This is a genomic window from Yoonia vestfoldensis (assembly GCF_002158905.1).
Classification (GTDB): domain Bacteria; phylum Pseudomonadota; class Alphaproteobacteria; order Rhodobacterales; family Rhodobacteraceae; genus Yoonia; species Yoonia vestfoldensis_B.
The window spans coordinates 3116153-3140464 of the sequence record NZ_CP021431.1 but is presented as its reverse complement, the minus strand read 5'-3'; the positions used below and the strand labels follow the sequence as shown (position 1 = coordinate 3140464).

Below are 24312 nucleotides of genomic sequence, written 5' to 3'. Positions count from 1 at the left end.
TTTAATCGTAGTCTCGGGCTATGATTGATACGCCTGTCATTGACCTTTCCACCATCCCTGCCGCGCAGCGCGCGGTGGTTGCGACCTTGATGGAAACGATCGCCGCACTTCAGGATATTACCCAACGCCAACAGCATCTGATTGCCGAGTTGAACCATGCCCTGCATGGGAAGCGGTCGGAAAAGCTGACCGAGGATGAACGGCAGCTGGCGTTTGAGGATCTGTCCATCGCGTTGGCCGAGGTCGAGGTGCAGAAGGAACATCTTGCCGCCAAGGCAGATAGCAAGACGGCAACCAGGCCCGGGCCAAAGCGGACCATCGGCAATCTACCGGCCACATTGCCGCGCATCGAAGAGATTATCGAACCCGCCAGCCTGATCTGCCCTTGTGGCTGTGGCGTCATGCACAAGATCGGTGAAGACCGCAGCGAGCGGCTGGATATCGTGCCAGCGCAGTTGCGTGTGATTGTCACCGTGCGCCCGAAATATGCCTGCCGGACCTGCACAAACGGCGTGACCCAGGCACCGGCGCCCTGCCACCTAATCATGGGCGGGTTGCCGACAGAAGCGACGCTCGCCCATGTGCTGGTCAGCAAATATGCCGACCATCTGCCGTTGTATCGCCAGAGCCAGATCCTGGCGCGGGCAGGCCTCGATCTGCACCGCGCTGTGCTGGCCGATTGGGTGGGTAAGGCGGCATTCCACCTCAAGCCCGTCGTCGACCGGCTGGGTGAACACCTGAAACGATCAGACAAGCTGTTCATGGACGAAACCACCGCCCCGGTGCTGGATCCGGGTCGCGGAAGGACCAAAACCGGCTATCTCTGGGCTCTTGCCCGCGATGACCGGCCATGGGGCGGTGAGGACCCGCCCGGTGTGGTCTACTTCTATGCACCCGGTCGGGCGGGCGAGAATGCCGAAACATTCCTGATAGGTTTTGACGGCATCCTGCAGATCGACGGATACCAGGGCTACAACCGGCTGACCAAGCCGACCCGCAAGGGCGGCGATCCCATTCAGGTGGCCCATTGCTGGGCGCACGCGCGCCGCAAGCTGAAGGAAGTCTTCGACCGCGATGGATCACAGATCGCCGCCGAGGGCCTGCGCCGCATCGCCGAGATCTATGCTGTCGAAGCCGATATCCGTGGCATCTCTCCCAGCCAGCGATTGTCGGCCCGCCAGACCCGCAGTGCTCCACTGGTCGCGGCCTTCGGCGATTGGCTGCAGGCCCAACGCCGCAAGATCTCCGCTAAATCCCGGTTGGGTGAAAAGCTGACTTACATCCATAATCACTGGGATGGGCTGCAGACCTTCTTGGCCGATGGCCGCGTCGAGATTGACAACAACCGCGTCGAAAACCTGATCCGCCCCATTGCTCTCAATCGCAAGAACGCGCTCTTCGCCGGTCATGACGAAGGTGGCATCGCTTGGGGTCGCATCGCCTCACTGATCGAGACCTGCAAGATCAACGACGTCGAGCCCTTCGCCTATCTCAAAGCAACCCTCACAGCGATCGCTAATGGCCACCCGCAAAGCCGCCTCGATGATCTGCTCCCGTGGAACTTCAAGCCGTCAAGCTGAACCGACAGTGCTCTCCTGAGAACGCTTACACTGAGGCGGCTTTGTACCAAGCCTTCTACGGCGAGCCAGAGGATTGGCACACCGCCGGATGGCGGGCCATGGGCGCGTTCTCATCATGCGTGCTTCGGCCCCTTGAATGGGCAGGATTGTTGATGGAGACTCGGGACGAGGGCACAGGCAAGCGTGACTGTCATGTTTTCAAGACACCGCTTTGGCGCAGCGCACTCAAGCTCGATACCGATGAGATGCTGCAGCAGACGCCCGTACAATAATCGGCAATACTCCATTCGGTGCACCTACTGACGGACCACCCGCCATTCGCGACGTGAAGGCGCTATTGAGAACAGAACGGACCGAACCGTGATTGTTTGCAGTGCGGCTTCACACCCTTAGGAGATCCAGCAAGGGGTCGAAGGCATAAAGGGCAGCTCTCCGCCCCGCTGCGGGCTGAAGCGTTCTTAGAAGGCCGGCATCGACAAGGCGTCGCGATAGCAAGCGCGCGGTGGTCGCTGGGATGCCCGATCTCTCCACGAACCGATCATTGCGAAACACCGGGCTTGCGAACACGAAGTCCAGTGCTTGATCATGAAATTGTGAGTTCAGCACCTCACGGAAGCGCTCGCGCATTCCGCTATGCAGCTTAAAAATCGCATCGGCCGTCTGGATATTCACCGTGGCCTGCTCATGCATGGCCTGCAGGAAGAATATCACCCAACCAGTCCAGTCGCCCTCTGCAGACACGGCCCGCATCCGCTCGACATATTCGTCCTTGTGGGTCTCAAAGTAGCCGGAGACGAAGAAGTTGGGCTGGCTGAGCACACCTAGTCGCCAGAGCATCAGCGTGATTAGCATGCGCCCGATCCGGCCATTGCCATCCTCGAACGGGTGAAGCGCTTCAAATTCAACATGTGCGAGAGCCGTGCGGATGAGTGGGCGCGTTTCGCTCGTATTGATGAACTGCACCAAAGCCGCCATCGCAGGCTCAAGCTGCTCGGGGGCGATGGGGACATAATAAATCTTCCCGCGGCGCTCATCCCCGATGTAGTTCTGCTCGATCTTATAGCTGCCTGGACGCTTTCTAGCGCCACGCCCGGCGGAGAGCAGTTGCTGGTGCGCAGACCGGATCAGGTGTTCCCCAAGGGGCATACCTTCGGCAAGGGCATCTTGCGCGCTTCGGAGGGCGCGCGAATAGAGGTAAGTCTCAATGTCGTCGTGACGGGCATCGCGATAGAGGTCCGTGCTTCCGGAATCTTCCTCTGCCTCCAGGCGATAGAGGTCCTCAATCGTCGAGATGGTGCCCTCCATCCGCGACGAGGTCACCGCGTCCTGGCGGCGCAATGGAGCGAGGAACAGCTCGCCATTCACCATGCCCGATATTTTGGCGTCATATCGTGCCAGGGAAGCTGCAGCCTCTTCCAGAGGGCCAAGCAGGCGTTCGTAATCCAGTGACTTGGGCGGAAACGCGCCCTCATGATAGCTCACTGCATCTGCCAGATCGTATGCTTTGATGGCCATTTTTTGCCTCAAATTGTCATCAACGTTGTTTGATGGCACCCTAGTCACATCAAATCCTATTGGCAACGGATTTTGGGCACATGTTGCCATCAACGTGTTTTGGCGCTTGTTGGCTGCCATCAAAGCGTCTTTGCGACAAGCAAATAGGGCAATTGGCCTCCAACCCGCCTTCAGATCACCATGGGGCTAAGGCAACCGTCGCGTTTGCCCCGCTGTGCCGGAAGATGGATTTGCATAATATTACAGTGTAGGAAAATCTCATGGATTTTGTCTTTTACGATCTTGAAACCACGGGGATCTCTCCCGAGTTCGACCAGCCGCTGCAGTTCGCCGCGATCTGGACGGATGAGAATTTCGTGGAAAAGGATCGGGTCGACATCCGCTGTCGGTTGGCGCCTCATATTTTGCCTTCACCGCAAGCGTTGGTTGTGACCCGCGTCACCCCTGATCAGTTGACTGACCCAAACCTGCCGTCGCTCTTTGAGTTTTCGCAGCAGGTGACCCAGTTCACCGAGCGATGGGCGCCGGCGATCTGGGTGGGCTACAACACGATAAAGTTCGACGAGGAGGTGCTGCGGCAGACCTTCTACCAGAACCTGTCGCCGAACATTTACGCCACGCAGTTCAATGGCAACACGCGCTTTGACATTTTGCCTGCTGTCTATGCCGCTTATGCCCGACACCCGGATCTACTCGTCTGGCCAACCGATGGCACTGGCCGGCGGAGTTTCAAGCTTGACCGGCTAGCGCCTGCAAATGGCTTCAATGCCCACAACGCGCATGATGCCCTGGGGGATGTCGAGGCGACCATCCACATTGCACGGCTAATCGCAACGCGTAGCCCAGCGCTTTGGTCTGAATTGATCGACAACGCTCATAAGGCGCGTGTGCAGGCAAAGCTAGAAAGCTTCCGGCCCTATGAGCTGGTCACGCGCTTTGGCGGCGGTGAGCCGCGCTCCTACGTGGGCTGTTTCTGTGGATACTCTCACGGCAACAGCGCGCAGGCCGCGTTTTTCGATCTGGATGCCGCAGACCCAGCCGATTTTCTCGAAGCCTCGGATGCAGCGATCTTTGCGGCAGTAGACGGCACCCCGAAGATCATTAGGGGCGTGTCCACAAATAAGGCACCCGCGCTCCTCGAACACGCAGCGCCCAGCGCGGAGCATCTGCGCCGGGCGACGGTCATCGCCAACGCGCCTGAGTTTCGTCAGCGCGTAGGCGCGGCAATGGCCGCTCGCTTCGTCGAAGATCCCGACGCCCCGCCCAAGCCGGTTGAGCGACAAATCTATGGGGAATTCTACTCCAGCGCTGACAAACAACTCTTGCAGGAATTCCAGCGCGCGACCTGGCCGCGGCGCCAGGAAGTCGTGGCGAGCCTTTCAGATCCTCGCCTGCGTCAACTCGGTCGGCGGTTAGTGGCGTTTTACAGTCCGGAGCTGTTGACCGAGGAAGAGACGGCGCTTTTCAAAGCCTATCTGCGTGATAAGTGGTCGGCGCCTGACGTCCCTGAACCGGAATGGATGACCTTCGAAAAAGCGAAGGCCGCAGTAGGCGACTTGCGTGCTGCCGGTGCTGCAGAGCCGAATGAGCTCGACGCGATTGCGTCATTTCTGTGTGCGCGGTGCGCAGGTGGTGCGTAGGAACCCAAAACACTTACAGTATTCGGGGCGCGATATCTCGCCTCGGTTGATCGGCGGAAAAAGAAAATTCCACCGCACGAATGCCGAACTGTGGGGAGAAGGGGGGGCAATTGGGATGGGTTACGGTGGCTTTGCACTGGCAGTATCTGGTAGGTTGGGCGGGACGCGCAAGTTCGCCGCAACAGCGAGCGCGTCCCCGACCGGTGGCAGGAGCGGACCTTCATTCGACGATGCAGTCCGAACCTGAAAGCTCGGCACAAAAAAATCAGTTCGAGCATGCGATATGAAATCAGATAGATCCTGAGCAAACCGAACTAACTTGGGGGGGCGACGGTCAAGCAGCTCGGACATAGTCGCCAAGATAGGCTGCGGGATTGGCACAAAATTCGGGCACCTCGGCCAAGGCTCGCATTAACGCGACACGCCAATCGTTCCGGTGAAAGCTATCTGCGAGCGAAACGGCGTTGCGACGCAGCCACGTGGCGACTAATTCGGCACCCAGTTCGCGCAGCATCAGGATCGATATGCACTGTTCGTTAATGAACTTGTTAATCTGTGCAGGGTAACGCTGATTGAGCTTAAGTCGTTCAAGCTGAAACTGAAGCTTTGCCGCCAGGTCGGGATTGATTGGTTCATAATCGATAGCGAAGGATACGTCGAGCGATCCATCCTCGAAAGTGATTTCGGCGGTCAAGAAATCAGCTTCTGGGAGTTCTTGGAAGTAGGGATGAATTAAGCCGGGTCCTGGCCCAATTCCCGGCACAACAGCGCGTTTGGCATTGTTGCACGGCCCACAGCTCGGTACGAGATTGTTGGGATAGATTGCGAGCTCGCCGTAGACACTGCGGGGCAGGTAGTGGTCGAGATCCTTCGGTTCGCCGAAGCCGCAGTAGGGGCAAGAGTTCGTTGAGGCGAGAAGATGCGCCCGCAAGTCGGCCAAGCGCCCGCCGATCTGAACTTGATTATAGGCTTCGTAAAGGCTTGGTCTTGCGGCATCGAGGGCGGCGGGCCGCAGCGCAGTATCAGGCTGACCGCCAAGGTCGTCATAAAGTCTGTAAACAGCTTCGATTGCCGTCCACTCCTCCGCACTCAATGCATAAACAGGCGTGCCATTGACGAGAGTCAAAGCGCGTCTCAAGTCGTCGTGGACGGCATCACACAATTGGGTCTCCAATACCCACATCAGCTCTGCCTCCGCGCGATTTCCGTCATGACGTAGGCCCGGGCCTGCAGGCTCAGTCCTTGATCGAACAGGCTCTCGATCGCCTCGAGCGTCATACCGAGGCTAACAAGGCGCTTTAGCACTGTGTGAAAGTCGGTTGCATCGGCGTTCAGCCCGAAGATCTCGTTGGTGATCTCTCCAATGCTCTCGCCATAGGTCTCGATCTTGGGGCGCGAGATATGAGTTTCGGCGTCTGACTTCCGGACGACCGAGATATGGCGTCTCAAACTTTCTTGGACAACGACTGGGGAATGAGTGGCGACAACAGCGAAGGCGTCGTGGTGGCGCAGGATGTGTCTGACAGCGTGCATGAAGGCCGCGAGCAGCGGGGGATGGAGATGGCTCTCGGGTTCGTCCATTAGGACGATCGACTTCGGCTCAGTGTTCGCGACAATCGAAGCCGTGGCGTGCATTACGATCTTGTGCCCGGTGCTCCAGTTGCTGAACCACTGTCCTGGGGATGCCATGATCGAAGTACCAGGATTGTCACCCAAGTCCGCAAACGAGGCGTCCGACGCGAGGATGGCACAAACCTTGTTGAATAGTGTGGCGCGGTCCTGTTTTTGAATGCGGGCGACGCTTGCAACAAATTCTGTTGTCAGATCTTCACTTGTTTTCAGGATTGCCAACTCTTGACGGTCAAGCCCTAATGGCTCAATCGGTTGACCGTCGATATCTCCGACGCCCTCGGCCCGTCTTACTCGCGTGCGATGTCGCGCAGGCCACAATAATGATAGCGTCCAGCTCCGCGTTCCAAGTCTTCAATGATCTGCCGACGCTCGCGATAATCGATACCGGGCAACTGGAAGGCGTCAAAGGCGCTGTAGGCGATATTGATGATACGAGTGAACCCAATCCCGGCGGGCGTTATGCTCCCAAGTGCCGACAGAGCCTCCCCGGCTCGATCGCGTTGTGACGCGTGGAGTATGCGGGCCAAGCGCGAGAGCAAGGTGCTTTTGCCGGAACCATTCCGACCGACGATTACCGCAATCCGGTCCGGCAAATCGCTCCGCTCGCCCAATGGCGGGCCGGCCCGTGGGGCTCTGAAATCCAGCTTAAGCGGATTCGACCATCCAGCTATTTGGAATTCGAGGGCCAGATCAAGCTGCGCGACCCGATCATAATCTCCCTCAAGAAGCACGGCGCCGTCTCGACGAAAACTAGCCCAGTCGACGTCGCGCAAAACTGAAGTGCTCCACCCGTCTTCGTTGAAGAACGTCTCTGCATGGTCCGGGAAGGCCAGTGCGTCGCGTAAATGGGTTAGTATCTCTTGCCGAACGTCGACGGGGAGTTCAGCCAACCGCTGATAGTAATCGAGCTCCTGGCCAAGCGAAACCCAGTCGGAGGTCAGCGGAGCAAGCGTTCCTGCCTGAAGCTGTAAGGTGTCCGCAGCTTTCTGGCCTCGGCGCAGGATCTTAACTTGCCCGATCCTTCCTGTATAAGCGGGGACCGAGACATAGAGATGATATAGCGTCTGGAAACTATAGTCGTTCCAATTGTCCTGCTGGAGCACGACACCAGAAAAGCTGGATGGCTCGCCTCGAGATGGGGGCACTACGTTGAAATTCATCATTGTTGCCAACCATTGTTGGTTTCGAAGATAACTTTCGAAAACATTACTTTGGTGGATTGTCGAGGAGAATCCGGAAAATTACCGATTTCATGAGCTAACAGGGGGCAAACTTTCCTTCTTTCATAGTTTCATCAACAGAAGATGCGGTGCCCTTGAACGAATGGCAGGTTCCGGCAAGCTGCGCCGCGGCCTCCCGGCAACCGACGAACGGCTATAGCGGGCCGATCACGTTCACAGGGGCGATGTTAGCTGCCTTCGCAAGATCAACAGGCGAACCTTCGCCTGAGCTATCTTGAGCGAGCGGGCAGGTCGGTTGAAAAGCACACGACTTCCACTCACTTACCCTTCAAAATAGCAGCAATGATCAGGCCAAAGGGTCCGAGGATCGCCCCCCAGAGCGCGCCTTTGCCACCATCGACGAAGAACCCGATGATGCCGAAGACGATGGCGCCTGCGATGATGAATTCCATGATTTGGTTTCCTTTCTAGTTGTAGCAGCGCGCGCACGGCACCAACCCAGCAGGTCGGCCCACGTTGATGTGATGGGCTATTCGCTCGTCGGCACGCCCAATGCCTCGAGGGTTGCGCGGTCAGGCGCTCCAGTGGGCGCTAGGCCGTTTTGTTCTTGGAACGCGCGCATCGCGTTGCGAGACCCGTTCCCCCAAACCCCGTCTGGCGTGCCCGCATCGAAGCCACCAGCGTTCAGCATGGTCTGTATGGCACGGTAGTCATCCCGTGAGAGGTCGAGCGTGGACCATCCACAAGCGCCGGCTACGGCCTCGATCGCTTCCTGAACTCCTGCCAGATCAAACTCAGCATCATGACGCTGGCCGTTGCCGTCCGTTAAACGAATGAAAAAGTTATCCGCATCGTAGAGATCACGCATGAAGCCTTCAGACCCGGTACCAAATAACCCAGCGCCTTTGTTGTTTGTCAGCTCGCTCCAGCGGGTGGATTGAGCTGGCGCGTCGTCGATGCGGTAGGTGATGTCAAATGAATCTCGCCGTGTGGCGGTCATCACAAAGTCATCCTGAATAAACACGATAGAGGTCACACTCTCACGGCACTGGGCTAGAAGCGCCGTTACACCGCCAAAGCTACCTGCGTCATAGGCAGAGTAGTTTATTGCTAATACCGACGGGCTGTCATCGATTGCGGCGCGTTCTTCATTGATCACCCACCAGCCGGCAATCTGATCGCCCTCATTATGTGCCTGTTCGAACGGGGCGAGGCTATAATCGACGCTGGGGTGGTCCGGGTCCGCCCAGGGTAGTGCAGTATCAATGACCGCATCGCTTCCGGCAGTTGTGGCTGGTTCCTCGGTATCTGGACGCGATGGTGCCGACATAGTTGCATTCGGCGTCACCGGAAATGCGATCCCATATCGCGCCTGCAAATAGGCCATCTGCAATTGAGCAAGGGAAAGCTTTTCAGTTTCCACCCGACTTAGGGCAACCGCCTGGATCAGACCACCCGCAGATGCCGCCTCGCGCTCGGCTGCTTCAACGCGCAACTGTTGGGCGGCCATTTCGCCAAGCAGTTGCTCGGCACGCTCTGGATCTGGCTCAACTGCTGGAACGGTGACTTCGATGGTCGCGCCTGCAGCCTCAGCCTCTTGGCGAGCCTCGACGACAGTACGCAACAGTAGAAGCGCTTCGCGGCGGCTTTCTGCAAGTATACGGATTAACCCACCATCGTAGCGGGCGATCGTGCCATCGACTTCGCTGATCTGACTTTCGATGGCCGCGATTTCTGCATCTAGGGCAGAGCTCTCCTGAGCAAGTGCATTGCCGGCGAGGCAGGTGCTGATCATCAGGGAGGCGGTAAGTGTGTACAATTTGGTCATATGGAGGGTCCTCTGGGCAGGTACGACTTAGCCGCGGCCAATATCGTTGAGGATCGTGTGGCCCCGCTCGGCCATGCAGCGATCGACGACGCGGCGGGGTCCATAGGTCACAAGATCGTAGGAGTAATCATTAGCTGCTGCGCCCGCGGCCATGCCTGATGCTGCGCCATAAGCAGTAAGCTCACGTTGATAGTTTGTGCCGCCGCCCACGACAGCGCCAGTGATTGCGCCGACAAGGAGCCCAGTCATCAGGTTTGCGCCCATCTGTTCCTGCTGGCGCTGGCGATAGTCCGCTTCAACCTGTACGGCGACCGCTCGACAAGCTTCCAAGTCACGCTCAAAGCGCGGCATATCCGTGCGTTGCTGATCCACAACGGGGCGGTACTCGGTCAGCGGTTCGAGCTCGGCGCAGCCAGCAAGTAGTGCCACAGCGATTAGGCCAATAGACCGAGTTTTCGTCAAAAAATTCATGCAGCAGCTCCTTTTCCCTTCCCGTGAGCAGAACGGGAGGGTTATGCTGGGGTGAGCCCCCAGGTTTGTGATACGTCTAATAACGTGACGGGCTTGTCACGAATCGGCATTCTGACCCCCTAAGGGTCCGACGGTCCGGTTGGTGAGTCAATCAAAAAACTAGACGCATGTATTCGTGCGACATATAAGTGAGGACGCAGGGTGACTCGCAAGAAGGGCAAACAGCTGAACTGGGGTGTCGAACGTCGATATGAGTTCATCGAGTTTCGCCTGTTTTGGAATGGGCGGATAAACCGAGGGGACTTGATGGACGCGTTTGGGGTTTCAACACAGCAGGCATCGCTGGACCTGAACGCCTATATTGAACAGGCTAAGCGCAATCTCGTCTATGATAAGAGCCTGCGCACATATCTGCGCGGCAAGCACTTCAAGCCCAAATATCTCAAGCCTGATGCGGAGGAGTATTTCGCTCAGCTGCGGGCGGTCGATCAGGGCTTGGTCAGTGCCGAGCAAAGCTGGATTAGCTTTTTCCCGAGTTTTGGAGCAACGCCCACGCCTGCGCGTGGTGTGACGCCTGAGACTCTGCGGGACGTGCTGGCAGCGATCCGCGAGCCAGCAGCCTTGCAGGTGACCTATCAGTCCATGTCGCGACCCGAGCCTAGCGCGCGCTGGATTGAACCGCATGCATTGGCCTTTGACGGGTTCCGCTGGCATGCTCGCGCGTTTTGTCAGAACGACCAAGTGTTCAAGGACTTCCTGTTATCGCGGATCGTTGAGATTGGCGAACAGGGGCCTGTGACCGCTGAGCCCAGCGCTGATGCGGCATGGCACGCAGAGATCGTGCTCGAGATTGGCCCGCACCCCGACCTCTCAGACAATCAGCGCCGCGCCATTGAGATGGACTACGGTATGGAACAGGGCAGGGCTCACATCGCGGTCCGCCGCGCGCTGCTGTTTTATGCCCTCAAGCGGCTGGGCCTGGATACTGACCCAGCGGCGCGCCGGCCTCAGGATCAACAGATTATCCTACTTAATCATGACAATGTGGTAAAGGTATCCGCATGAAACCGGTGGGCTTCTTTTGTTCGTTAATTGTTTGTCAATCAGATTATCGTTGCACCAGCTTTTATTATTGTGATCGCCCTGTTCGCCAGACACACACCAAAAACAAGAAAAATGAGAAACGCAGATGAGCACAAACACTTCCCTCGCCGATTTTATCTGGAAGAACGCGGACGACCTCTGGGGGAACTTCAAGCACGTCGACTTCGGCAAAATCATCCTGCCCTTTACCCTGCTGCGCCGCCTGGAATGCGTGCTGGAACCGACGCGGGACCAGGTGCGCGAAACCGTCAAGAACATGAAGGACAGCCCGATTGACCTGGGCGTGATCCTCCGGACCCAGACCGGGTACCCGTTCTACAACACCTCGAACTATGACCTGCGCAGCCTCGGCGCGACCCGGACCCGTCAGAACCTCGAGGATTACATCGCCTCATTCTCCGACAACGCCCGGGTCATCTTCGAGCAGTTCGACTTCGCGAACACGTTGGCCCGGATGGACAAGGCCGGGGTCCTCTACAAGATCTGTCAGAACTTCGCCGCCATCGACCTGCACCCGGACGCGGTTCCGGAACGGGTGATGTCCAACGTCTACGAACACCTGATCCGCCGCTTCGGGGCGGAGGTGAACGAGGCGGCCGAGGATTTCATGACCCCGCGCGACGTGGTCCATCTGGCAATCGAGCTGCTGCTCGACCCGGATGACCAGATGTTCATCGACAACCCCGGCCTGATCCGGACCCTCTATGACCCGACCTGCGGGACCGGCGGCTTTTTGTCCGACGGGATGGAACATGTGAACGCCCTGCGGGACCGTTACTCCATCGCACCGGTCATCGTGCCCTATGGGCAGGAGCTGGAACCGGAGACCCACGCGGTCTGTCTCGCCTCCATGCTGCTCAAGACCGTTGAGTCCGATCCGGGCCGGGACCTGTCCAAGAACATCAAGCTCGGCAGCACCCTGTCCGACGACAAGCTGACCTCTGACAAGTTCCACTACTGCGTCTCGAATCCCCCGTTTGGCAAAAAGTGGGAGCAAGACCAGACCGCCGTGGTCCGGGAACATCAGGAAAAGGGGTTCGAGGGTCGGTTCGGCCCCAAGCTGCCGCGCGTCAGCGACGGCTCGATGCTGTTCCTACTGCACCTCCTCAGCAAGCTGGAAGCGCCGGAGCGCGGCGGCGGGCGGGCCGCGATCGTCCTGTCCGGCTCGCCCCTGTTCAACGGGAATGCAGGTCAGGGGGAATCCGAGATCCGGCGCTACCTGCTGGAGGAGGACGTGGTCGAGGCCATCATCGCCCTTCCGACCGAGATCTTCTTCCGCACCGGGATTGGCACCTACATCTGGCTTCTGTCCAACAAGAAGCCGGTCCACCGGAAGGGGAAGGTCCAGCTGATCGACGCGACCGCGCTGTTCGAGCCCCTGCGTAAGAGCGAGGGGAACAAGCGCCGCCGGGTCGGGGATGACCAGATCCGCCAGATCGTTCAGATGTATTCCGACTTCGCCCCGATGAAGGAGAGCCGCCTGTTCGACAGCCGGGACTTCGGCTATCGCCGGGTGAAGGTCCTGCGGCCGCTGCGCAAGAAGATCGTGATCTCGGCCGAGGGGCTGGCGGCGCTGGCGGATGAGACCGCCTGGGGCAAGCTGACCCCGGACCAGCAGATCGGCTGGACCGCCCGGCTCAAAGAGATGATGGGCGATGCACAGGCCTGGGGCTGGGTCGACCCATGGGCAAAGAACGCGGCGAAGCGGGACGCGGGGCTCGGGAAAGTGAACGCAGCCCTGATCAAGGCGTTCCAGAAGGCGTTCGGTGTGCGGGATCCGGAGCTTGACCCGGTTCTGGACAAGAAGGGCGAGGTCATCCCCGATGATGACCTGATGGATTTTGAGAACATCCCGCTCGGCACTGACATCCGGGATTACATGGCGCAAGAGGTGCTGCCCCATGCGCACGACGCCTATGTGGATGAGGAGTTCCGCGACGAATACGACGGCCAGGTGGGCATCGTGGGGTATGAGATCAACTTCAACCGCTACTTCTATGAATACCAGCCGCCCCGGGATCTGGAGGACATTGACGCCGAGCTGAAGGCGGTCGAGGCGGAAATCGCGGCGGTGTTGGCGGAGGTAACGGAATGAACTTCGCGGAACAGCGCTTGTTACGAACAAACGGCGAATGGAACCGACAGAGGATCAAGCACCATATTAAGGGCTTTTTTGGTGGGGGGACGCCCTCAACCGAGAACCGGGAGTTCTGGACAAATGGAACAATCCCTTGGGTCTCGTCCAAGGACATGAAGGTGTCCCGTCTTCGGGAAACGCAAGATTACATCACCGCGGCGGCAGTCGCCGGCTCAGCGACAAATCTAGTCGAGCCCCGTTCGGTCTTGATGGTCGTGCGTTCGGGAATCCTGAAACATTCGATCCCTGTCGCGATCAATGACGTCGAGGTTGCCCTGAATCAGGACATCAAGGCGGTTGTTTTGAGAGATACGCTCGACGCAGAATTTTTCCTGTACTGGGTCACTGGTCAACAGCGCGATCTACTCCTCGAATGGGGTCAGCTGGGCGCGACCGTAGACAGCCTAAACATTGAAATCCTGCGCAACACGGTCATTCCGCTCCCATCCTTTGGGAGTCAAAGAAAAATCGTGTCCTTCCTCGACCGCGAAACTGGCCTGATTGACGGCCTGATCGAGAAGAAAACCCGGTTCATCGCTCTGCTGAAGGAAAAGCGGGCGGCCGTGATCACCCATGCGGTGACCAAGGGTATCGACCCGGATGCGCCGATGAAGGACTCGGGCGTGGACTGGCTGGGCCGGGTCCCCGCCCATTGGGATGTGGTCCCGCCGACCTCTCTATTCACCGAGAGTAAGGAGCGCGCGCGCGAGGGCGACCAGATGCTGTCCGCGACTCAGAAGTATGGTGTAATCCCGTTGGCAGAATACGAGGCGCTTGAACAGCGTCAGGTCACCATGGCCGTGGTCAACCTGAACATGCGCAAGCATGTTGAGGTCGGTGATTTCGTGATCAGCATGCGCAGCATGGACGGCGGGCTTGAACGCGCCCGCGCGGTTGGCAGCGTCCGGTCATCCTACTCCGTCCTGAAGCCCGGTCCAGACGTCGAAGGGCGGTTCTATGGCGCGCTGATGAAATCCAGCCTGTACATTCAGGCCCTACGCCTTACCTCGAACTTCATCCGCGACGGACAGGACCTGAACTTCGGTCACGTCCGCAAGGTGAAGCTGCCGAAGCCGGATCTTCGCGAACAGGCGGCTATCGCCGGCCATATAGAAGCCGAAACCGCCCGCATCGACGGCCTGATCTCCCTGACAGAGCGCAGCATCGACCTTTTGCGCGAGAAGCGCGCGTCGCTAATCACTGCTGCCGTCACCGGCAAGATCGACGTGAGGGCGGCGGCATGACTTTTGACGCGGACCGGTCGGTTTCTTATTGCTTTGGTAGGGTTCCTGCCCTATCTAATTTCTCAATAAGACCCGCCACGCCTCGGACGAAACCTCGGTTTCGCACTGCGCACCCCGGCGGGTTACTTGTTTTCGGGGTATCGCTTTCGCGGCACAGGGGTGTCGCATGAAGTTCGAAAAACCCGCCGTTTCTGTCCATAACCAGATCGAACTCCTCAAACGTCGCGGCATGACCGTCGGTGATGAAGCCCAAGCACAGCACTACCTGAACTTCATCTCCTACTATCGGCTGCGGGCCTACTGGCTGCCATTCGAGGTGCCCGCAGCGAACAATGGCGATCACGCCTTCCGCGACGGGACAACCTTCGAGGATGTGCTGACGCTCTATATCTTCGACCGCGAACTGCGGTTGCTGGTCCTCGACGCCATCGAGCGGGTCGAAGTGGCCTTGCGCGCGCAATGGGCGTATTACATGGCGATGACCTATGGCCCCCATGGCTATCTCGAACAGGGCCACTACTCAGCAATCCGACATCATGCAAAAGACGTCACTGCGTTGGAGAAAGAATTCAATCGCTCCGAAGACACGTTCGCAATCCACTATCGTGACAAGTACACCTCGCCCAAGCTGCCGCCGGTCTGGATGGCGGCTGAGGTTATGTCCTTCGGACTGTTGTCGAAATTCTACGGCAACTTGAGAACTCGCGCGGACAGAAAAGCAATTGCTGATCCGTTTGCATTGGATGAAGCAGTTGTCACGTCCTTTGCGCACCATATTAGCACGGTGCGTAATATCTGCGCCCATCATGGCAGACTTTGGAACAAGCGTTTCACTGTGACGATGACCACACCAAGATTTCCTGCAAAGCTGCCCGTCGCCATGCGAGATGCCGATCCGCGCTATCTGCACAACACTCTGGTGACGCTCGATTATCTTTTGGCCCTGATCGCACCGGGCAATGAATGGAAACAGCGCCTTGTTGCGCTGATCGACGGCTGCCCGTTGGCTGATCCTGCCAGCATGGGCTTTCCAGCGGATTGGCGCGTCGGATCGGTATGGAAGGTATGAAAATACCGGTTACTGCCCAATCAAAGCTGGCAAAACTCCTGAAAGAGGTGGCCGCATGACCACAAGCGAAACCTTTGGCCGGACCATCCAGCTTTTCCTGGTCGACGGGAAACCAACGGGCCTGCGCAAGGCGACGATCCACGGTTGGACGGGGCTGTTGTTCGTCAGCGGCGCCTCGGCCTTCGGCGAGCTAACCGCTCGGTCAGAGGTGGACCGGACCGGGGTCTACATCCTGTCCGGCCCGGACCCGGACAAGCCCGGCGTGACCCGGGTCTATATCGGTTCAGGCAACTCAGTATCCGAGCGGATCGAACAGAGCGCGAAGAAGCGCGACTTCTGGGAAACCGCGATCACCGTCACCACCAGCGACGACGACCTCTCGAAGGGGCACGCCGAATACCTCGAGGCGCGGCTGATCCGGGTTACCACGCAGGCGGGCCGGGTGACGCTTGACAACGGCACCCAGCCCGACACCGACCGCCGCCGCCTGCCTGAGGCGGATGTCGCGAACATGGAACAGTTCCTCGCGAACCTGGGAATTATCCTGCCGGTCATCGGGCTCGACATGCTGAAACCTCAGCCTCGCGCGGTGACTCAGGTCGCGAAACTCGCTAATGATAAGACCGCCGAAGAGGTCCATTTCGAGATCCGCCACAAGAGTGGCGTCCAAGCGACTGCGGTCGAGGAAGACGGGGAATTCGTTGTTTTAGAAGGCTCCGAGGCCCTGATCGGAACCGGGTATGTCCAGCAGAGCTATGGCGGGCTAAAGGAAAAAATGATCGTCGAGGGTGTGCTGATCCCCCACGCGGAGGACAGGATGCGCTTCGCTAAGCCGTGGCCGTTCGGCAGCCCTTCGGCCGCGGCGGCAGTGGTGCTGGACCGGAACAGCAACGGGCGACTGGAATGGAAAGTCCGGGGATCAAAGCTGAATTATCACGAGTGGCAGCAGGCACAGGCTTGCGGGTCGGAGGTGACGGAATGAGCGACCTGCATCACGAGAAACATCTCGAGGCCTATATCGTCCAGAAGCTCGCCGCCGCTGGTTGGCTGGTTAGCACGACCGACGCCTATGACGCGGAGCGTGCCATGTACCCGGAGGACCTGGAGGCTTGGCTCCGGGCCACTCAGCCCCAGAAATGGGACCGGATCCAGGCGACGAACGGTGACAAGACCCTCGAGGTGATCATGGACCGGCTAGATACAGCCCTGGAGAAGCAGGGGATGATCCAGACCCTGCGCCGGGGCTTCTCGATCGCGGGCGGTGGTCACCTGGACCTGTCCGAGGCGGCGCCGGAGGACGAGCGGAACGAGAAGGTCCTGCACCGCTACGCGTCGAACCGACTGCGGGTCGTTCCGCAGCTGAAATACCACCCCGGGCGCGAACTTGCCATCGACCTCGGCCTGTTCCTGAACGGCCTGCCGCTCGCCACGGTCGAGCTCAAGACAGACTTCACCCAGTCGGTCGAACACGCGAAGGCTCAGTACCGCCGCGACCGGCCCCCGGTCGACCCGATCACGAAACGCAAGCACCCGCTCCTGACCTTCAAGCGGGGCGCCGTGGTCCATTTCGCGATGTCGGACAGCGAGATCTGGATGACCACGAAGCTCGCGGGCGACGATACCTTCTTCCTCCCCTTCAACAAGGGGAACGACGGCCGGGCCGGTAACGCGGCCCGGGCCGATGGGGAATACCCGGTCGCCTATTTCTGGGAGGAGATCTGCCAGCCGGACGCGTTCCTGCGGATCTTCCACAGCTTCGTCTATGTCGAGAAGAAGAACGTGGTGGACCTGAAGGGGAACTGGTCGGTCAAGGAGACCCTGATCTTCCCGCGGTTTCACCAGTTTGACGCGGTCAACAAGATGATCGCCGATGCCAAGGCGAAGGGGGCCGGGCACCCCTACCTGTGCGAGCACAGCGCCGGATCCGGCAAAACCTCGACTATCGCCTGGACGGCGCATGACCTGGTGAAGCTGCGCCGGGATGACGGGACGCCGATTTTCGACACGGTGATCATCGTGACAGACCGGAACGTCCTGGACGGTCAGTTGCAGGACGCGGTCCAGCAGATCGACCACCAGAAGGGGTTGATCGCCGCCATCGATCGGGAAACTTCGTCGAAGTCGAAGAGCGACCAGCTGAGCGTGGCGATGCTGAAAGGCACGCCGATCATCGTGGTGACCATTCAGACCTTCCCCTTCGCGATGGAGGCGATCCTTACCGAGCGGTCGCTGCGGGACCGGAACTTCGCGGTGATCATCGACGAGGCGCACAACTCCCAGACCGGGAACACGGCGTCCAAACTTCAGGCGACGCTGTCCCTGTCCGCGCGGAAGGACGCGGCGGATATGACGGTCGAGGACATCGTCCTTGAGATCCAGCGGGCCCGAAAACGCCCGGCGAACGTGTCCCATTTCGCCTTCACGGCGACCCCGAAGCATTCGACCATGATGCTCTTCGGACGCCCAATGGACCCTTCACGCCCGGCCGGGAACGACAACCTGCCGGTCTCATTCCACAAATACGAGATGCGGCAGGCAATCGAGGAGGGGTTCATCCTCGACGTGCTCCGGGGATACGTCCCCTACAAGACCGCTTTCAACCTGGGCCAGGAGATCGTTGAGGAGAAGAGGGTCGACGGGAAGGCGGCCAAGCGGGCGCTGGCGAAGTGGATGACGCTGCATCCGACGAACGTCACCCAGAAGGTCCGGTTCATCATCGAGCACTTCTCGAAGAACGTGGCCCACCTGCTGGACGGGAAGGCGAAAGCGATGGTCGTCACCAGCTCCCGGGCATCGGCTGTCAGGTACAAGCGGGCCTTCGACGCCTTCATCGCCGCGAACCCCGCCTATGGTAACATCCGGGCCCTTGTCGCCTTTTCGGGGAAACTGACCGGGCGCGAGGTGATGCACACGAACGATGACCTTCTGAAGGGGGACGCGTTTATCGTCGAGGAGGACGCGGAGTTCACCGAGGCGAACATGAACCCGGACGCAGCCGGCAAGGACCTGCGCCACGTCTTCGACCGGCCGGAGTACCGTGTCATGCTGGTTGCGAACAAGTTTCAGACCGGGTTCGACCAGCCGAAGTTGGTCGCGATGTACGTGGACAAGAAGATCGCGAACGCTGTGGAGATCGTTCAGACCTTCTCCCGCCTTAACCGGACCTTCCCCGGGAAGGACCAGACCTTCGTCATCGACTTCATCAACGACCCGGACGTGGTCCAGGCCGCCTTCGCGCAGTATGATCGGGGCGCCCGAATCGAGGAGGTTCAGGACCTCAACGTCATCTATGACCTGAAGGGCTTCCTTGACGATCAGGGACTCTATGTCGACCAGCATGTACTCGACTTCCAGCGGGCCCGGTTCCGGACCGCTGCTGCCGCCACCAGTGGAAAGGATGACGAAGCGGCACATAAGGCGATGTTCGCGGCTACCCAGGAGCCGACGGACGCCTATAACTTGCGCCTCGCCGAGCTGCGGGACCGGGCCAGCGAGGCCGAGGACGCTTGGCAGCGCGCCAAAAGCGCCGGTAACGAGGACGGGATGAAGCGCGCGGATCATGAGCGCGAACAGGTCGAGACGGCGATCGTCTCCCTTACGGATTTCAAGGCAGGTCTGGCCCGGTTCGGTCGGCTCTACTCCTATATCGCGCAGTTGGTCGACCTCGGAGACCCGGACCTCGAGACCTTCGCTGCCTTCGCCAAGCTGCTGGCGAACCGGCTGGACGGGATCCCGCCCAACCAGATCGACCTGCACGGGATCGCGCTCACCGGATACCAGATCGCGGAACGCGAACCGGTCGAGGGTGAAGCCGAACCCGAGGAGCCCATTCTCCAGCCCGACAAGGGGGGCGGTGGAGGCAGACGTCCCGGCGCGTTGCCGGTCTACATCCAGGAGCTGATCGAGCGGCTGAACAGTCTCTTCGGTGAGGCGAGCCCGATCGAGGATCAGGTCGCCTTCGTGAACCAGGTGGCGGCGATCACCCGCGAAAACCGGGTGGTCATGGCACAGATCGAGAAGAACACAAAGGACCAAGCGATGAAGGGTAACCTGCCTGGTGCTGTTCAGGCGGCGGTGGTCCGGGCTATGTCCTCGCACAACGCCCTCGCGACGCTGCTCCTGAGTAAGGACCGGCAGGCCCTGCCAATCCTCGAGGGGGTCATCTACGAGATCCTGAAGCGTGGAGAAGCGCTCGGTCTGGGCGAGTAAAAACAAATCTTGAAAGATAGCCGTATGCAAGACCAATCCCGCCCCACCAATCTTTCCGGCCTACTCGGTGACGCTCGTCGCCGACTTGTGGAAACAGGCACGCGGAACCGACTTATCCATGTGAACCGTTCATCCAAGCGGTCAAACGCACTGGACATCGATGGTGAGCGCACGGCCGACATCTTCGATCTTGTCAGGGCTCAAGGAAAGCGGATGCGTTTCCTGGCGCGAGATGAAGAAGACGCTGACGATGAAGGTGACAGCGAGGGCCTCTTGCTGTCCGTTGGTGACGCCGATAGTTCAGCGCGATACCAGGATCAATTCCTCGAAACTCGGCTTGGGCAGGAAGCACTTCAGCGCCGACTGCTGCGGTTGTTCACGGACGCCCGCACGTCAGAGGAAGAGCAGGGCTTCAACATCCTTTACCTTGCGATGGGTTTTCTGCGCTGGTACGAAAGTGAGAGTTCGCAGACCCTGCGCGAGTCCCCACTCATCCTGCTTCCGGTCGAGTTGGTCCGAGATGAACGGCGAGCGACGTTCGATCTGCGCGCGCGTGATACCGAAATCGTAACGAACCTTCCTCTTCAAGAACGCTTGAGGGCTGATTTCGGGTTTGAGTTGCCAGAGATTGCCGAGGACGAAACATTCGCTCCAGAAGCCTATTTCGACGATCTGGGTGAGCGCATCGAAAATCGAACCCGCTGGTCGATCGATCGCGATGGCATGCAGCTCGGCTTTTTTTCGTTCTCGAAGCTCTTGATGATGCGAGACCTGGAGCCAGTGCAATGGCCAGAGGGTGCGTTCGAGGATCACCCGGTTCTTGGTGGACTTCTCGGAGGTGGGTTCGAACGATCAGAGCCACTTTTCGGTCCCCAGGAACCGCTTGATCCTCGGCTTGCCCCTTCGGATCTGTTGCATGTGGTCCCAGCGGATGCGTCTCAAACCCGCGTCATCGAGGAGGTGCGTGCGGGGCGCAATCTTGTCGTTCAGGGGCCGCCGGGAACAGGCAAATCGCAGACAATTGCGAACATCATCGCGGGCGCTGCCCATGACGGAAAGACCGTGCTTTTCGTGGCCGAGAAAATGGCTGCGCTGTCGGTCGTGCATGACCGGTTGCAGAAAGTGGGCCTGGGTGACCTATGCCTTGAGATTCATTCACGCGCCGCGAACAAGAAGGTATTCCTTGAGGAACTCGCGCGCACATTGAACGCTGGGCGAGCAGCGCCAGAGATGCCGGAACCGCCAGATGCGCTGCGCGAGGCACGAGACAGGCTGAACAGTGTCAGCGCGCTGCTGCATGAACCCGTTCCCGGGTATGCCTTCACGCCATATCGGGCGATGGCGGAAATTACCCGTTTCGTGGGCAAGGAACTGCCGCCCCCTAGGCTGGCCCGTGACGGATTGGCCGCTCTTGACGACGCAACCCGGCGAAATCTTGCGGATCGTGTGGCAGCCTATGCAGATCTGCTTGAATCATCCGGCCCGCGGCGAAGCCATCCATTCGCGGGTGTTGGATCAACGAGCTTGCAGCCGACCGATCTGCAGCGACTAGAGCCCGAGTTGCGCCAAGTATCGGAAGCCATCAAGCAGCTGCAACTGACGGCTTCGGACTTGGCGGTGTCGACGAGTAGGGCTGAGCCGTCGTCACTGCCGGATTGCCTCACCTTGCGAGACCTTCTGCGTGCAGCGGCTAATAGGCCGGCAGATGCCCAAGACGCGACCGCGGTTCTGCTATCGCAAGCGAGCGATCCTCGCCTTCAGGAAGCCCTCAGCGCTGGCCGCGCGTGGGTAGAGGCGCGCGAAGCGGCCGACACGCGTTTTACCGAGCCGGCGTTCGGGATTTCAGCCGATACGTTGCGCGCCCGATTGGCACCCGGCGTGGGTTCATTTTGGGCACGGCTCTTCGGAACCTATCGCTCGGCCAGCAAAGAGCTCGCGACTGTCTTGAGCGGCCCCCTGCCCAGCGCGCCTGCAGATCGCCTTAAGCATGTCGACGAACTCGTTGCTGTTCAACGTCGACGAAAAGAGCTGGCGGATGAGGAAGGCTGGCTCAAGGAGGTCCTGGGCTCAGCGTGGCGCGGCGAACGCACGCCTTTCACATCGCTCCTCGCTCAGGCCGAATGGCTGGGACGGATCGCAGCAATCGTTCCGTCCGCTGACGCTGAGAGTGTTGATCGGATTAGCGCTGCAGCCGCTGGTGAACCCGAATTGACCGCCGCTTTGGATGGCTTGGCCTCGGTGTTGGATCCGCTGGTGGCAAGGCTTGCAATCAACTGGCCAGAAGGTGATGGCATATCCCTTGAAACGCTGGGGCAGCGCATCGACGCCATGCGCGTCGCCCTTGATCGTTTCGGCGAATGGGCCCGCCTCACGCATCTATCAGGTGAACTGGAGAGCAACGGCCTCGGGTCTCTGATCACGATGTTGGACGTAGGTGAGATTTCACCTGACAAGGCGGTGGACGAGTTTCTATTTGCAACCGCAGAGGCACGCTGGGAAGCAGCCCGTGCGGCGCTCCCAGGCATGAACGAACTCGCCTATCTGGATCGTCATGCGCTCGTGGAGGCATTTCGTGGTCTTGAGGCTGCACGGCTTGATGAGACCAGGCTACTTGTTCGCTCGAAGCACCTGGCACAACTGCCAACAGGTGCTGCTGGGCAGATGGGCTTCCTGCGCGGGGAGATGGCAAAGAAGCGCCGGCATCGGCCGATCCGCCAAATGATGAAAGCTGCCGGGCAAATGGTGCAGAGGATCAAACCGGTCCTGCTGATGAGCCCCATCTCCATCGCGCAATATCTGCCGCCGGGGGCCGCGCAATTCGACTTGCTGGTTATCGACGAGGCCAGCCAAGTCCGGCCCGAAGAGGCGCTGGGCGCGATTGCGCGTTGCCGCCAAATCGTAGTAGTCGGCGATCAAAAGCAGCTTCCGCCCACCAGCTTTTTTGATCGGATCGCCGGATCTGATGATGTGGAGTTGGATGAGGAAGCCGAGGAGGAAGTCCGCACTGCGACTGCGACGGAGATGGAGAGCGTCTTGACGCTCTGTGAAGCCCGCGGCCTCAACCCGGCAATGCTCGAATGGCATTATCGTTCGCGCGATCCATCGCTCATTATGGTCAACAATGCAGAGTTCTATGACCACCGTTTGATCCTACCGCCGTCGCCAGTGCAAAATGATCCTGAGTACGGGCTCGCATTTCAGCGCGTGCCCGGTGTCTATACGAGCCGATCTCGCGGGACGGGTCGGCCTGGCACCAACCGGATTGAGGCCGAGGCCGTCGCAAAGGCGGTTGCAGAGCACGCGCGCACCCGCCCCGACCTTTCCCTTGGGGTGGTCGCCTTCTCAAAGGCACAATCTGACATGCTGACAGAGGTACTCGAAGTCGCCCGGCGCCAAGACGAAATCCTCAATGACTTCTTGCGCGAGGGGCGGTCGGAGGATGTCTTCGTCAAGAACATCGAAAACGTGCAGGGCGACGAGCGCGATGTGATCCTGATTTCGGTCGGGTACGGTCCGGCCGAGCCAAATGGTCGCCTCACGTCCATGTCCTTCGGGCCTATGAATGGCGAGGGCGGCGAGCGTCGCCTTAACGTTCTCTTCTCGCGTGCCAGGACACGCTGCGTTGTCTTCTGCTCGTTCGATCCCAATGACATCGACACCAGTCGAACTAGTCGCGATGGGCCGAGGGTGCTTAAGCGCTTTCTCGAATTTGCGCGGAGCGGACAGATGGCCCAGCCGCAGGCAACAGGCGAATTGCCTGACAGCCCGCTCGAGTCTGATGTGGCTGATGTGATCGAGCGTCTTGGCTACCCTTGCGATCATCAGGTTGGGGCCGCTGGCTTCCGGATCGATCTTGGTGTGCGGCATCCTGAACAGCCGGGCCGCTACATCCTCGCAGTTGAATGTGATGGTGCCACATATCACTCCGCTCTTTGGGCCCGTGAACGTGATCGCCTGCGTCAGGATGTCTTGGAAGGCCTCGGCTGGCGTTTCCACCGGATCTGGAGCACCGATTGGTTCCATCGCCGTACTGCTGAAATCGAGCGTTTAAGGGTTGCTCTCCAGGCTGCTGCTCTTGCAGATGGGCCAGCGTTTTCGGGTGCAAATACGGGTGGCCTGAACGCGCCTGTTGCAGAAGCGGTTTCAGAGCCATCCGCTGAGGCCGTCTTGCCGCCACCGCCCGAGCTCAGCGCGCCAGCTTATGTGCCGTCGAACTTCATGATGAAAATGAGGGTGGAGCCCCATGAGGCGGCTATGAATGTGCTTGTTGATCTGGTGACGAAGATTGTCACTTCGGAAGGTCCAATTCACCGTGATCTTGTTGCTCGCCGGGTCGCTGCTGCTTTTGGTAAGGCGAGGACCGGCGGACGCATTCAGACGGCTTCAGACAAGGCACTCGGTCGTGCTGTTCGGTCTGGTGGCATTTTAATGGATGGTGATTTCGCGGTGACAGATGCCCAGCGCGATGAGTGCCCAGTGCGGGATCGGTCAGGCGAAGGTGCTCCGACTAAGGCCGATCTAATCCCCCCGCTGGAGACTCGAGCCGCCGCTGCGCGCGTAATTGCAGAAAGTGGTGAAATGCCCCGCGATGATCTGATTGTAGCAACTGCGCGCATCCTTGGCTTTGCCAAGACTGGCAGAGAGCTCCATGCTCAGATTGATCGGGCATTGCCTAAGAGGCCAACGTGAGCACCTTGTATCG

16 protein-coding genes and 1 pseudogene are annotated in these 24312 nt (G+C 59.4%); 10 read left to right on the top strand and 7 right to left on the bottom strand.

The window, feature by feature from the left end:
• The first annotated feature begins 89 nt into the window (after positions 1-89).
• Positions 90-1580 (top strand): IS66 family transposase, encoded by a 1491-nt coding sequence (gene tnpC / locus LOKVESSMR4R_RS15720; RefSeq protein WP_420645907.1) that lies wholly within the window; start codon positions 90-92, stop codon positions 1578-1580.
• Positions 1581-1609: 29 nt separating this feature from the next.
• A pseudogene (locus LOKVESSMR4R_RS20275) lies at positions 1610-1852 on the top strand (hypothetical protein); the annotation flags it as partial.
• Between the two features lie 109 nt (positions 1853-1961).
• On the opposite strand, the gene LOKVESSMR4R_RS15715 reads toward LOKVESSMR4R_RS20275, so the two are convergent.
• Complete coding sequence (locus LOKVESSMR4R_RS15715; RefSeq protein ID WP_237331818.1) at positions 1962-3215, bottom strand: Fic family protein; 1254 nt, start codon at positions 3213-3215, stop codon at positions 1962-1964.
• A 140-nt stretch (positions 3216-3355) separates the two neighbouring features.
• Between LOKVESSMR4R_RS15715 and LOKVESSMR4R_RS15710 the strand changes: the two genes are divergently transcribed.
• On the top strand, positions 3356-4735 hold the full coding sequence (locus LOKVESSMR4R_RS15710) for an exodeoxyribonuclease I (RefSeq protein ID WP_087210457.1): 1380 nt from the start codon (positions 3356-3358) through the stop codon (positions 4733-4735).
• Positions 4736-5069: 334 nt separating this feature from the next.
• Here the strand turns inward: LOKVESSMR4R_RS15710 and LOKVESSMR4R_RS15705 are convergent, their stop codons facing one another.
• The 6 genes from LOKVESSMR4R_RS15705 to LOKVESSMR4R_RS15685 form a co-directional block, all read right to left on the bottom strand.
• Positions 5070-5918 (bottom strand): HNH endonuclease, encoded by an 849-nt coding sequence (locus LOKVESSMR4R_RS15705; RefSeq protein WP_087210453.1) that lies wholly within the window; start codon positions 5916-5918, stop codon positions 5070-5072.
• Complete coding sequence (locus LOKVESSMR4R_RS15700) at positions 5918-6586, bottom strand: AAA family ATPase (protein WP_087210450.1); 669 nt, start codon at positions 6584-6586, stop codon at positions 5918-5920. Before LOKVESSMR4R_RS15700 ends, LOKVESSMR4R_RS15705 begins: the two co-directional genes overlap by 1 nt.
• Positions 6587-6654: 68 nt before the next feature.
• A complete protein-coding gene (locus LOKVESSMR4R_RS15695; RefSeq protein ID WP_157898250.1) occupies positions 6655-7530 on the bottom strand; it encodes a hypothetical protein in 876 nt (291 codons plus the stop codon).
• Between the two features lie 335 nt (positions 7531-7865).
• Positions 7866-8000, bottom strand: a complete 135-nt coding sequence (locus LOKVESSMR4R_RS20730; protein WP_256415914.1) for a hypothetical protein — start codon at positions 7998-8000, stop codon at positions 7866-7868.
• Positions 8001-8077: 77 nt separating this feature from the next.
• Positions 8078-9376, bottom strand: a complete 1299-nt coding sequence (locus tag LOKVESSMR4R_RS15690; protein WP_087210444.1) for a peptidoglycan-binding domain-containing protein — start codon at positions 9374-9376, stop codon at positions 8078-8080.
• 27 nt (positions 9377-9403) lie between these two features.
• Positions 9404-9847, bottom strand: a complete 444-nt coding sequence (locus LOKVESSMR4R_RS15685; protein ID WP_087210441.1) for a glycine zipper family protein — start codon at positions 9845-9847, stop codon at positions 9404-9406.
• Between the two features lie 201 nt (positions 9848-10048).
• On the opposite strand from LOKVESSMR4R_RS15685, the gene LOKVESSMR4R_RS15680 reads away from it, so the two are divergent.
• The 7 genes from LOKVESSMR4R_RS15680 (at position 10049) to LOKVESSMR4R_RS15650 (ending at position 24299) form a co-directional block, all read left to right on the top strand.
• On the top strand, positions 10049-10912 hold the full coding sequence (locus LOKVESSMR4R_RS15680; RefSeq protein WP_087210437.1) for a WYL domain-containing protein: 864 nt from the start codon (positions 10049-10051) through the stop codon (positions 10910-10912).
• Positions 10913-11036: 124 nt separating this feature from the next.
• On the top strand, positions 11037-13046 hold the full coding sequence (locus LOKVESSMR4R_RS15675) for a type I restriction-modification system subunit M (protein ID WP_087210434.1): 2010 nt from the start codon (positions 11037-11039) through the stop codon (positions 13044-13046).
• Positions 13043-14332 carry a restriction endonuclease subunit S gene (locus LOKVESSMR4R_RS15670; RefSeq protein ID WP_087210431.1) on the top strand — a complete coding sequence of 430 codons (1290 nt, stop codon included), beginning with the start codon at positions 13043-13045 and terminating at the stop codon, positions 14330-14332. The genes LOKVESSMR4R_RS15675 and LOKVESSMR4R_RS15670 overlap by 4 nt, the downstream gene beginning before the upstream one ends.
• A gap of 166 nt (positions 14333-14498) precedes the next feature.
• The gene (locus LOKVESSMR4R_RS15665; RefSeq protein WP_087210428.1) at positions 14499-15401 is read left to right on the top strand and encodes an Abi family protein; all 903 of its coding nucleotides are present in this window, start codon (positions 14499-14501) and stop codon (positions 15399-15401) included.
• Positions 15402-15456: 55 nt separating this feature from the next.
• Positions 15457-16383 (top strand): GIY-YIG nuclease family protein, encoded by a 927-nt coding sequence (locus tag LOKVESSMR4R_RS15660; RefSeq protein ID WP_087210425.1) that lies wholly within the window; start codon positions 15457-15459, stop codon positions 16381-16383.
• Positions 16380-19610 carry a type I restriction endonuclease subunit R gene (locus tag LOKVESSMR4R_RS15655; RefSeq protein WP_087210423.1) on the top strand — a complete coding sequence of 1077 codons (3231 nt, stop codon included), beginning with the start codon at positions 16380-16382 and terminating at the stop codon, positions 19608-19610. The genes LOKVESSMR4R_RS15660 and LOKVESSMR4R_RS15655 overlap by 4 nt, the downstream gene beginning before the upstream one ends.
• Before the next feature lie 24 nt (positions 19611-19634).
• Complete coding sequence (locus LOKVESSMR4R_RS15650) at positions 19635-24299, top strand: DUF3320 domain-containing protein (protein WP_087210420.1); 4665 nt, start codon at positions 19635-19637, stop codon at positions 24297-24299.
• Positions 24300-24312 lie beyond the last annotated feature (13 nt).

Coding starts and splice junctions, on each gene's coding strand:
- tnpC (WP_420645907.1), top strand. CDS start 90: ATGGAAACGATCGCCGCACTTCAGGATATTACCCAACGCCAACAGCAT.
- LOKVESSMR4R_RS15715 (WP_237331818.1), bottom strand. CDS start 3,215: ATGGCAGCCAACAAGCGCCAAAACACGTTGATGGCAACATGTGCCCAA.
- LOKVESSMR4R_RS15710 (WP_087210457.1), top strand. CDS start 3,356: ATGGATTTTGTCTTTTACGATCTTGAAACCACGGGGATCTCTCCCGAG.
- LOKVESSMR4R_RS15705 (WP_087210453.1), bottom strand. CDS start 5,918: ATGTGGGTATTGGAGACCCAATTGTGTGATGCCGTCCACGACGACTTG.
- LOKVESSMR4R_RS15695 (WP_157898250.1), bottom strand. CDS start 7,530: ATGATGAATTTCAACGTAGTGCCCCCATCTCGAGGCGAGCCATCCAGC.
- LOKVESSMR4R_RS20730 (WP_256415914.1), bottom strand. CDS start 8,000: ATGGAATTCATCATCGCAGGCGCCATCGTCTTCGGCATCATCGGGTTC.
- LOKVESSMR4R_RS15690 (WP_087210444.1), bottom strand. CDS start 9,376: ATGACCAAATTGTACACACTTACCGCCTCCCTGATGATCAGCACCTGC.
- LOKVESSMR4R_RS15685 (WP_087210441.1), bottom strand. CDS start 9,847: ATGAATTTTTTGACGAAAACTCGGTCTATTGGCCTAATCGCTGTGGCA.
- LOKVESSMR4R_RS15675 (WP_087210434.1), top strand. CDS start 11,037: ATGAGCACAAACACTTCCCTCGCCGATTTTATCTGGAAGAACGCGGAC.
- LOKVESSMR4R_RS15670 (WP_087210431.1), top strand. CDS start 13,043: ATGAACTTCGCGGAACAGCGCTTGTTACGAACAAACGGCGAATGGAAC.
- LOKVESSMR4R_RS15665 (WP_087210428.1), top strand. CDS start 14,499: ATGAAGTTCGAAAAACCCGCCGTTTCTGTCCATAACCAGATCGAACTC.
- LOKVESSMR4R_RS15660 (WP_087210425.1), top strand. CDS start 15,457: ATGACCACAAGCGAAACCTTTGGCCGGACCATCCAGCTTTTCCTGGTC.
- LOKVESSMR4R_RS15655 (WP_087210423.1), top strand. CDS start 16,380: ATGAGCGACCTGCATCACGAGAAACATCTCGAGGCCTATATCGTCCAG.
- LOKVESSMR4R_RS15650 (WP_087210420.1), top strand. CDS start 19,635: ATGCAAGACCAATCCCGCCCCACCAATCTTTCCGGCCTACTCGGTGAC.